Origin of the sequence: Actinophytocola sp. (genome assembly GCF_035942955.1) — a bacterium.
Classification (GTDB): Bacteria; Actinomycetota; Actinomycetes; order Mycobacteriales; family Pseudonocardiaceae; genus DASYTH01.
Genome location: NZ_DASZCQ010000048.1, coordinates 1 through 9,996 on the forward strand (window position 1 = coordinate 1; position 9,996 = coordinate 9,996).

General features: G+C 67.8%; 12 protein-coding genes. All 12 read left to right on the forward strand.

Features of this window, described 5'->3' with window-relative positions; all coding sequences use genetic code 11:
* The first annotated feature begins 64 nt into the window (after nucleotides 1-64).
* Complete coding sequence (locus tag VGX25_RS04735; protein WP_326916349.1) at nucleotides 65-454, forward strand: hypothetical protein; 390 nt, start codon at nucleotides 65-67, stop codon at nucleotides 452-454.
* Nucleotide 455: 1 nt separating this feature from the next.
* The gene (locus VGX25_RS04740; protein ID WP_326916350.1) at nucleotides 456-1,031 is read left to right on the forward strand and encodes a hypothetical protein; all 576 of its coding nucleotides are present in this window, start codon (nucleotides 456-458) and stop codon (nucleotides 1,029-1,031) included.
* A gap of 12 nt (nucleotides 1,032-1,043) precedes the next feature.
* Nucleotides 1,044-1,646 carry a phage head-tail connector protein gene (locus VGX25_RS04745; protein ID WP_326916351.1) on the forward strand — a complete coding sequence of 201 codons (603 nt, stop codon included), beginning with the start codon at nucleotides 1,044-1,046 and terminating at the stop codon, nucleotides 1,644-1,646.
* A 3-nt stretch (nucleotides 1,647-1,649) separates the two neighbouring features.
* Nucleotides 1,650-2,060, forward strand: a complete 411-nt coding sequence (locus VGX25_RS04750) for a hypothetical protein (protein ID WP_326916352.1) — start codon at nucleotides 1,650-1,652, stop codon at nucleotides 2,058-2,060.
* Nucleotides 2,061-2,063: 3 nt separating this feature from the next.
* Nucleotides 2,064-2,798 carry a hypothetical protein gene (locus VGX25_RS04755; RefSeq protein WP_326916353.1) on the forward strand — a complete coding sequence of 245 codons (735 nt, stop codon included), beginning with the start codon at nucleotides 2,064-2,066 and terminating at the stop codon, nucleotides 2,796-2,798.
* A gap of 13 nt (nucleotides 2,799-2,811) precedes the next feature.
* Nucleotides 2,812-3,222, forward strand: coding sequence for a hypothetical protein (locus tag VGX25_RS04760; RefSeq protein WP_326916354.1), 411 nt, complete (start codon nucleotides 2,812-2,814; stop codon nucleotides 3,220-3,222).
* On the forward strand, nucleotides 3,222-3,497 hold the full coding sequence (locus tag VGX25_RS04765) for a hypothetical protein (protein WP_326916355.1): 276 nt from the start codon (nucleotides 3,222-3,224) through the stop codon (nucleotides 3,495-3,497). The genes VGX25_RS04760 and VGX25_RS04765 overlap by 1 nt, the downstream gene beginning before the upstream one ends.
* Nucleotides 3,494-3,988 (forward strand): hypothetical protein, encoded by a 495-nt coding sequence (locus VGX25_RS04770; RefSeq protein ID WP_326916356.1) that lies wholly within the window; start codon nucleotides 3,494-3,496, stop codon nucleotides 3,986-3,988. Before VGX25_RS04765 ends, VGX25_RS04770 begins: the two co-directional genes overlap by 4 nt.
* 1 nt (nucleotide 3,989) lies before the next feature.
* On the forward strand, nucleotides 3,990-4,400 hold the full coding sequence (locus tag VGX25_RS04775; RefSeq protein WP_326916357.1) for a hypothetical protein: 411 nt from the start codon (nucleotides 3,990-3,992) through the stop codon (nucleotides 4,398-4,400).
* A gap of 145 nt (nucleotides 4,401-4,545) precedes the next feature.
* Entirely contained in the window at nucleotides 4,546-6,561 is a 2,016-nt protein-coding gene (locus VGX25_RS04780) for a tape measure protein (RefSeq protein ID WP_326916358.1), read from the forward strand.
* A 1-nt stretch (nucleotide 6,562) separates the two neighbouring features.
* Nucleotides 6,563-9,346: a hypothetical protein gene (locus VGX25_RS04785; RefSeq protein ID WP_326916359.1), complete on the forward strand. Its 2,784-nt coding sequence runs from the start codon at nucleotides 6,563-6,565 to the stop codon at nucleotides 9,344-9,346.
* A gap of 4 nt (nucleotides 9,347-9,350) precedes the next feature.
* A complete protein-coding gene (locus VGX25_RS04790) occupies nucleotides 9,351-9,860 on the forward strand; it encodes a hypothetical protein (RefSeq protein ID WP_326916360.1) in 510 nt (169 codons plus the stop codon).
* The last annotated feature ends 136 nt before the right edge of the window (nucleotides 9,861-9,996 follow it).

Consider the following 9,996-nt stretch of genomic DNA (forward strand, 5'->3'; position numbering starts at 1 on the left):
GCTTCCCGCAGTGGCGTCGGCGGCGTCGGGCGATCCCCACTTTCCACACGGAGGGACCAGAGCAATGTCGCATGACCTGATCGCCGAGCTCACCGGCTATCAGCAGGAGCTGGCCGGGGCCGAGCAGCGCCACCGCAAGGACCGCACCGAGGCGGTACGCAGCGAGATCGAACGGGTCGTCACCGCGGTGGCCCGGCGGGTCGAGCAGCTGCTCGCCCAGGCGGACAACCACGAGGACGCCGGCGAGGACCTGCAGGCCGCCAACGCGCGAGTGGAGGCGAAGAGATTGGCTCGAGCTGTGATCGACGCCGGCCACGAGGACCGGCTCGGCGAGACGCTGGCGGCACTGCGCGGCCCGGGGTTCCAGACCACCGAGCAGACCACGCCGCAGGAGACCGCGACGCCGCCCAAGAGCCGGCGCGGTCGGACGGCGACAAGCGAAGGGGACGCCTGACATGCCACTCGTGCGAGGACACTACCCGGTCACCAACCCCGACTGGACGCTCAACGGCAAGCCCACCGGGCTGTTCCGCGAGGGCCCGCTGCGCCGCATCGACTGCGCCAGCAACCTGGCGGCGCTGACCACTCAGGTGATGCTGTCGGTGCCGATCCACCTCGAGGCCGGCGACGTGGTCACCAACCTGACCTTCATGTCGGCCACCACGGCGGCCGGCACGCCGACCAACTGGTGGTTCGCGCTCTACGACGACGCGGCCACCCCCGCGCTGCTGGCGCAGACCGCCGACCAGACCTCGACGGCGTGGGCGGCGAACACCGCCAAGACGCTGGCCCTGGCCACGGCGCAGCTGATCCCGCGGTCGGGCATCTACTACGCGGCGATCATGGTCAAGGCCACCACCGTGCCCACCCTGGTCGGCGCCGCGCTACACCACGCCAACGTCGCCGGCGCCATCGTGTCCGGACAGAAGGTGCTGGCGCAGACCTCCGGCTCGGCATTGACCGACACGGCGCCGGCCACCATCGCCACCCCGACCACCGTGGCCACAGTCCCCTACGTCGTCGCGACCTGACCAAGGTTCGCGGTGGCCACCACAACCTACGTGACCCTGGCGACGCTAAAGGCGTCGCTGGGGATCACCGATGCGGCCAGCGACACGCTGCTCACCGAGAAGATCACCAGCGCGTCGCGGTCGGTCGACACGTTCACCGGCCGCCGGTTCTGGATCGACGACGACGTCTCGGCCCGCACCTACCGGCCCACCGGCCGGACACTGTGGACCGACAACGGCGAGCACAAGCTCTTGGTCGACGACATCGCCACAGCCACCGGCCTGATCGTCGAGACCGGATCCACCTCAGGCGGGTGGACGGCGGTCACCGACTACGACACCGACCCGGAGAACGCCGCGGCGCAGAGCAAGGCGATCACCGGGCTGCTGCTGCCGTCGGGCTCCTGGCCGTGCGGTCGTGGCCAGCGCGTCCGGGTGACGGCCAAGTGGGGCTGGCCAGCCGTGCCGGCACTGGTGGCCGAAGCCGCGCTGCTGCAAGCCCAGCGCCTGTGGAGCCGCAAGGGATCCCCAGAAGGCGTGATCGGCTCCGCCGAGTGGGGCGCCATCCGGGTGTCCCGGTTGGACCCGGACGTCCAGAAGTTGCTCGAGGACCTGCAAGACCCGGGAATCGCCTGAGCAATGGACATCAACGCAGTGTTCACTGGATTGGCCAACGGCGCCGACACGATCGCCGGGCTGAACTGTTTCGCCTACGCCCCCGACGCCGTGCCCCCTCCCGCGTTCTTCCCGTTCGACGTCGACATCGACTTCGACAAGGCGTTCGCCCGGGGCATGGACGCCCTGATCGTGCGGTGTCGACTGCTGGTCTCCCACGCCGACGACCGCTCCGGCCAGAAAGCGCTCAAGGAGTATCTGGCCGGCTCCGGCTCAAAGTCGATCAAGCAGGCGTTGGAGGCCGACCGCACTCTCGGCGGGGCGTGCCACGACATCCACGTGCAGCGGGCAACCGGCTACGGGCTCTACGAGCACGCCCTGAACCAGTTCTTCGGCGCCGAGTTCACCGCGCTGGTCATCGGATCGGGGGTCTGACTCATGAGCAAGTTCGTGCTCACCAACGTCCGGCTGTTCTCCGGTGGGTGTGACCTGACCGCCCAGTCGAACAAGCTGGAGCTCTCCTCCGAGGCCGAGGACAAGGATGTCACCAACTTCGGCTCCGGCGGATGGAAGGAAGTCAAGGGCGGCCTGTTCTCCACCGAGATCTCCGGTGCCGGCCAGTGGGAAGCCGCCGACGCGTCCAAGGTGGACGACAACCGGTGGTCCAGCCTCGGCGGGCTCGGCCCGTTCTCCGCAGGGCCGGACGACGCCGCGGTGGGAAACCTGTCCTACTTCACCAACGCGTTGTCCGGCAAGTACCAGCTCGGTGGCCAGGTGGGGGATGTGGCGCCCTGGGACGGCGAGTGGAAGGGCTCCTGGCCGCTGGTGCGCGGCCTGTTCGCCCACTCGCCCGGCACGCCGCGCACCGCCGACGGAACGGGCACCGGCCAGCAGCTCGGCGCGGTGGCCTCCGGTAAATACCTCTACGCCAACCTGCATGTGCTGTCCGTGGCCGGCACGTCGACCCCGACCATCACCGCGCGGATCGAGTCCGACGCGGACAACACGTTCGCCAGCCCGACCACCGTGCTCACGTTCACGGCGGCCACCGCGGTCAGTGGTGAGGTCAAGCGGGTGGCCGGGGCGATCACCGACACCTGGTTCCGTCCCGCGTGGACCATCACCGGCTCCAGTCCGTCGTTTCTGTTCGTCGTTACCTACGGCATCGCCTGAGAGGTAGTCACTCATGGCCAAGATGGTCCTGCTCGCCTCGTTTCTGAGCATCAACGCCAACAACCTGTCCAGCTACACCAGCAAGATCGAGCTGGTGGCCGAGGTCGAGGACAAGGACGTCACCACGTTCGGGTCGCTCGGGTGGAAGGAAGTCCTCGGCGGCCTGAAGTCCGGATCCCTCGGGATCATGTGGAAGCAGGACGTCGCGGCGTCCGCATTGGACTCGATCATGTGGCCGCTGCTGGGCACGGTGGTGGCCTTCGAGGTCCGGCTGGACAACGCCGCGGTCGGCACCTCCAACCCCAAGTACACCGGCAGCGTGCTCATCAAGAAGTGGGCGCCGATCGGCGGCTCGGTGGGGGATGTGGCCGAGGTCGACGTCGAGTTCCCCACCTCCGGCGCGATCACCAGGGCAACGGCCTGATGGATCAGCCGAAGTGGATGGAGGCGCCGTTCGACGGCGGCCACGCGTTAGCGAAGTTTGTCGCGCGCAACGGTCGATGGGAGCTGACGCAGGTAGTCATCGACGCCGAACTGATCGATTCCCGTGTCATGGCGCGGGCGCGGGTGGCATTGTCTCGGGCGACACGCATCGCGAACAGCGGCGCGCTCGGCACCGCGGCTGCGTCGAGTAGTCCGGTTCCAGTTCAGCTGTACGTTTGGAATCCCCGCACCGGAGCCCAGGTGGACACCGCGTGATCCACCTCGACATTCGCCACGATCTGCGGGATCTGGCGCGGGCGCTGAAGGCCGAGGAGGACGGCAAGCAGCTGCGCAAGGACCTGGTGCGCAACCTCAAGCAGGCGGTGGATCCGGCGGTGAAGGCGGCCAAGGCCGCGGTGCACGCGATGCCCAGCCGCGGCCACGCCGGGCCGTCGCTGCGCCGGGATGTGGCGCGGCGGACGGGGGTGCAGGTGAAGCTGGGCGGCCGCACGGTGGGGGTGAAGGTCCGGACCACGGCGACGAAGGTGCGCGGGTTCACCAACGCGCCGCGGCTGCTCAACGCCAGGAAGGGATGGCGGCACCCGAACATCGGTGCCGGCAGGCGGGGGCAGCCGGACTGGGTGGCGCAGCGCTCCCCGCGGCCGGGCTGGTTCGACGACGAGATGCGCCGCCCGGAGCCGCGCTACCGCGCGGCCGTCGTCAAGGCGGTGGAGGACATGCAGAACCGGATCGCGAGGAGACACTGACGTGCTTGTGACCTACACCCCGGCCGATGGCGACGAGCAGCGGTGGGAGTTCCACGCCGGCGAGGTGCTCGCCGCCGACGCCGAAGCGATCGAGCGGGCGTTCGCCGACACCTGGGACTCGTGGGTGATGGCTGTCCTCAAGGGAGGGATGCGGGCCCGGCGGGTGCTGGTGTGGCACCTGATCAAAACCCAGCACCCGAGCCTGCTGTTCGCCGACACGCCGAACTTCCGGGTCGACGAGGTCAAGGTGGAGTACGACCGCGACGAGCTGCAGAAGATCCGTGACAGCGTCGCCGAGGAACGCAAGCTCGACGCCGCCACCCGCGAGCAGGTGCTGTCCTGGTTGGACAACCAGCTGGCGAAGGCGCCCGAGGGCAGCGGGGGAAAAGCCCGCTCGAAGTCAAAAGCCTGACGTACTGCCTGGACATCGCCCACTACTTCCACATCCGGCCGTGGGAGCTCGGCCGGCTCACCGTCGATCAACTGCAGGCGTGCTTCGCCGCCATCGACGAGATCCGCAAGGCGCAACGGCAACGCCAGTAGGGGAGGTGTCCTGAGTGGTCGACACCTCGATGCTGTTCAACCTGCTGTCCCGCGACGGCGTGTCGAAGGCGTTCGCCAAGATCCGCGCCGAGGCGATCGCCACCAGCGCGGTGATGGGGCGGCTGTCCAACGAGACCGCGTCCATGGCCAAGGACAACGCCCAGGATCTGGCCAAGCTGTCGAAGGTGTTCGCCCAGTTGGGTGGGGCGGCGGCAGCCGGGTCGCTGGTGGCCGCGGGCGCGCTCGGCGGTGTCGGCATCGTCGCGGCCGGGGTGGGTGTGGGGATCGCCGCGCAGAACGCCAAGGTGCAGGAATCGTTCGGCAACCTGGGCGTGCACATCAAGAACGTGATGGCTGATGCGGCGGCGCCGATGGTGCCGCAGTTGACCAAGGTGGCCGAGGAGTTCCGGGAGACGTTCAACCAGATCGCCCCGCAGATCGGGCAGGCGTTCTCCGCCGCCGCGCCGTTCATCGCCACCCTGGGCGAGGGGTTGACCGGGTTCGCCGTGAACGTGATGCCCGGGCTGGTGGCCGCGGTGCAGGCCGCGGGGCCGATCATCGGGACGATCGCCGACGGGCTGGCCGGGCTCGGCTCGGGGCTGTCGGGGTTCTTCCTGAACATCGACGGGGTGGCCGACGAGGCGGCCGGCGCGTTGGGTGCGGTGTTCGACTTCGTCAACGGGCTGCTGCCGCTGCTCGGCCAGGTGATCGCCGTGCTGACCCAGGTGGGTGCGCCGATCCTGCAGACCCTGCTGCCGGCGTTCGGTGCGCTGCTCGACGTCGTGGGCAACGTGTTCATGGACACCATGGCCGCGCTCGGGCCGGTGTTTCAGGCGGTGGCGACGGCACTGGTGCCGGTGCTGGAGGTGTTCGGCCGGCTGGCCCAGGCGTTGGGTCCGGCCCTGGCCGACCTGTTCACCCAGCTCGGTGGGCTGTTGGTGGAGTTGGCGCCGCTGTTTGTGCAGGTGGTCGACGCGGTGATCCCGCTGGCCAACGCGTTCGTGAGCATGCTCAGCCCGATCATGCCGATCATCCCCGCCCTGGCCAAGGTGATCACCCAACTGGCCACCCAGCTCGCGCCGATCCTTGAGCAGCTGATCCCGATCGTCACCCAGATCATGACGCTGTTCAGCGAGTGGGCGGCGCAGGCGATCACCGCCATCGCGGATGCGTTGATGCCGCTGATCCCGATCATCGGCGAGTTCGTGCTCGTCGTCGGGCAGGCGCTGCTCGACGCGTTGGTGGCGTTGCAGCCGTTCATCGACGCCATGCTGGCCGCGTTCGTGGCGATCCTGCCGATCCTGGTGCAGCTGCTGCCGCCGCTGGCCGAGCTCGCCGTGGCGTTGGTGCCGCTGATCGCGCTGGTGGCGCAGGTGGTCACCTGGCTGGTGGGTCACCTGGCGCCGGCGCTCAACGTGGTGATCGGGTGGGTGGTTGGCCTGGCCACCGTGATTGTCGGCGCGCTGACCGCCGCGGTCGGGTGGCTGGTGTCGGCGGTGCCGGCGGCGTGGAACTTCGTCAAGGACGCGATCGGCAACGCGCTCAACGCCGTCACCGGCTTCATCGGCAACGCCGTGCAGTGGATCGTCGACCGGTGGAACGGCATCGTCGACTTCTTCGCCGGCATCCCCCAGCGCATCGGTCAAGCCCTGGGGTCGATCGGCCGGTTCATCGGCGACGCGTTCAAAGCCGGCCTGAACATGGCCATCGACTTCATCAACTGGGGTATCCGCCGGATCAACGACTTGATCTACGGCATCAACCTGGTCAACCCATTCTCCGACATCCCGAGCATCCCGCAAATCGCCCGGCTACACTCCGGCGGCGTGGTGCCCGGGCAACCGGGCACGGAGCGGCTGGCCATCCTCGAAGCCGGGGAGACGGTGCTCCCGGCCGGCAGCCGCGGCGGCGGGACGGTCAACGTCATCATCAGCGGCACCGGTGGCCTGGCCGAACTGTTCCAGAACGCGTTGCGCATCGGCGACGTGCAGCTGGAAGTCGACGGCCAGCGGGTCAGCGTGGTGGCCTGACATGGGCCTGACCTTCCCCCGCTCCGTGTTCATGGAGATGTTCCTGAACGCCTGGACCCCGGTCACCACCTCGATGCGGCAGACCAGCCCGGTGACCATCACCCGCGGCCGGGGCAACGAGCAGGGCAAGGTGGCGCCGTCCAAGCTCACCGCGGTCATGCACAACAGCACCGGCGACTTCAGCCCCGGCAACCCCAAGGGCGTCTACTACGGGCTGCTCGGGCGCAACACCCCGGTCCGGTTCGGCCTGATCTACGCCACCGACGACTTCAACGACACCGTGGTCAACGGGTGGGGCAACCTCGACACCGGCGAAACCTGGGTCACCACCACCGGCGCCGGCGGCACCATCGCCGCCTCGGACTGGCAGAAGGACGGCAACTCCGGCAACCACTCGGTGCCGGTGGCCAACGGCTACCGGTTGAGCTGGGTCGACGGCGACTACCGAGACCTGGAGGTCGCCGCGACCACCCGGGTGGACGTCGACCCGGTCAACGGCGGGGACATCGAGCTGGCCAACGTGATGCTCCGCAAGACAGACGGCGGAGCCACCGCCAGCTACTACTTCGCCAGGTGTGTGGTCGCCAGCACCCAGATGGTGCGGATCTCGATCCTGCACCACGACGGGGCGTCCGGAGTGGACACCGTGCTCGTCGGGCCGGTGAACGTCCCGGAGGCGATCCAGTCCGCAGGTCACAAGACGCTGCGGGTCAAATGCCAGGCGGAAGCCCAAACCCTGCGGGCCAAGGTGTGGATCCCCAACGGCAACAACGAACCCTACGCCTGGCACGTGGCGGTGCACGACGAGCGGCTCACCGCCGGCGGCGGGTTCGGCATCCGCTCGAGTGTCGCCTCGGGCAACACCAATACCAAACCGATCGTCTTCCAGAACACCGACTTCCAGGTCCGGGAGGTTCGGCTCGCCGGCGAGATTTCCGACCTGCGGCCACGGTGGGACGTCACCCACAAGATCAAGTGGGTGGAGATGGAGGCAGCGGGGATCCTGCGCCGACTCACCCAGGGAAAACCTCCCGCGACATCGGCGATCGAACGCTTCGTCGTCAGCAATGCGATCCAGCCGTTAGCGTTCTGGCCGCTCGACGACGGTGAACTGTCCGCCGTGGGCAGAGTCGCGGCGGGCTCGCAGGCGTATGAAGCGTCTGGGGTCGTCACCTTTGGGGCGGCGCGCGTAGCGACATGGCTCAACCCGGTGGTTGCTATTCAGCAGGATCGGGGACTTGTCTGCCGCCGCAGCACCGTGCACACGGGTAGTTACACGGTCCACCTGATGTTCAGCTATGTGGGCGGGAACTACTCTTCGGCAACCTATGTGGACCGTTTGTTCATCGGATTGCACGAGGGCGCCGCATGGATCATCACGATTGACTCGTTTACCGGGAAGATCAGCCTCGCTGACCCGCTTACCTTTGTCACGGCACTTGACGTGTTTCCCGCCGTGTTCGACACCAAGGTCCACCACTTGGCGTTCCGGTCGACGCAAAGCGGTGCCGATGTGATTTGGACGCTGTATATCGACGGGGAAAGCGTCGGCAGTGGAACCAAAACCGGATTCACGAGTTCCATCGACAAAGTACTTTTCCAGTTGGATGCCGACCTGAGCTCGGATAGCACCCGGGTCCGGTCGGCGTGCAACGTGATCATGTACGACGGTGCGGGGCCGGCCGTGTCCGATGTGTACGACGCCATGTTCGGTCACGTCGGAGACAAGGCGGGGCGCCGCATTGAGCGGGTCTGCACCCAGGCTGGCATCCCGTTCGATTACGTCGGAAGCCTCGATGACACGGCGCCGATGGGTCCACAACGGACACTGTCCACCGAGGGTGTTCTGCGGGAGTGCGAAGACGCCGACCGCGGCACGCTGTACGAGCCGCGCAGTGTGGCCGGCCTGGCGTATCGCACCCTGGGCAGTCTGTACAACCAAGCGCACCAGGCCGTCCTGGACTACTCGGCCGGTCACGTCGCCCCGCCGCTGCACCCGACGGGCGACGACAAGGAGACCCGCAACAAGATCACGGTCAAGCGGCAGGACGGCGGGCAGGCCGAGGCGGTCCAGGAGTCCGGGCCGCTCAACGTCAACGACCCCGGCACCGATCCCGACGGGGTGGGCGTCTACGACGTGTCGGTCACGGTCAACTCCGAATCCGACGACCAGTTGCCCTACATCGCCGGCCACCTGCTGCGCATCGGCACGACCGATGAGGACCGCTACCCGAAGGTGCACGTCAACCTGGCCGCGCCGAATGTCGACGGCAACGCCGAGAAGGAACTGTCGGTGATGGCGGTCAACATCGACGACCGGCTCGCCATCGACAACCTCACCGCCGCGGACATCTACGGCTCGGTCGACCAGTTGGCCCGCGGCTACACCGAGGTCATTAAGACCGCCCATGATCACGACATCACGTTCAACACCGCGCCCTCGGCTCCGTACACGGCGTTCACATTGGACTCCGACCGGCCCGACAGCAACACCTCCACCCTCGCGGCCGGGGTGAACACGTCGGCCACCTCGCTGTCGGTGGCCACCACCCAGGAGGGCTCGGCGCCGCTGACCCTGTGGACCACCGACGCCGCGGACTTCCCGTTCACCATCGAGGTTGGGGGCGAGGTCATGACGGTCACCGCGATCTCCGGGTCCAGTTCGCCGCAGACGTTCACCGTGACCCGCAACGTGAACAGCCTGCCGGGTGGCAAGTCCCACTCGGCGGGCGCGCAGGTTCGGTTGGCCATCGACGCGGCGCTGGCGCTGCAGGGACAGGGGTGAGCCGATGAGCATCGCAACCACCTTCCAGGCGGGCAAGCGGCTCACAGCCGCCCAGCTCAACCTCAAGCCGTATCTGCATGCCCTGCAGAACACCAGCCAGAACATCACCAGCTCCAGCGTCATCACCCAGGCGGTCACCTTTGACGCCGAGCTGGTCGACACGATCAACGGCCACTCCACGTCCAGCAACACCAGCCGGTACACGCCATCGGTCGCCGGCTACTACCGGTGCTCGGGGATCGTCGCGTTGGCCGCGAACACGACAGGCGACCGTGCTGCCCAGTTCAAGAAGAACGGCAGCGCGGTCGACGGCGCCCCGTACTTCTCTGTTCCCGCGGTTAACGGCACAGGGTTCGTGTCCACCACCGTGTTCGCTGAGGCCATGATCTTCTGCAACGGCACAACCGACTATGTCGAGCTGTACGTTGGACAGAACTCCGGCTCGACGCTGGCCACACAGGTCTCGTCCACGCTCACAAAGAGCTACATGATGATCGAGTGGATGGCGCCATGAGCGACGCCGTCCTCATCACCGCCATCTCCACCGCCGGCGCGGTGCTGGTCGCCCTGGTGGGTGTGTGGGTGGAACTGGTCCGCAACCGCAAGCAGCGCTCCAGCGTGGACGCCGGGATCAAGACCGTCGTCGCCGA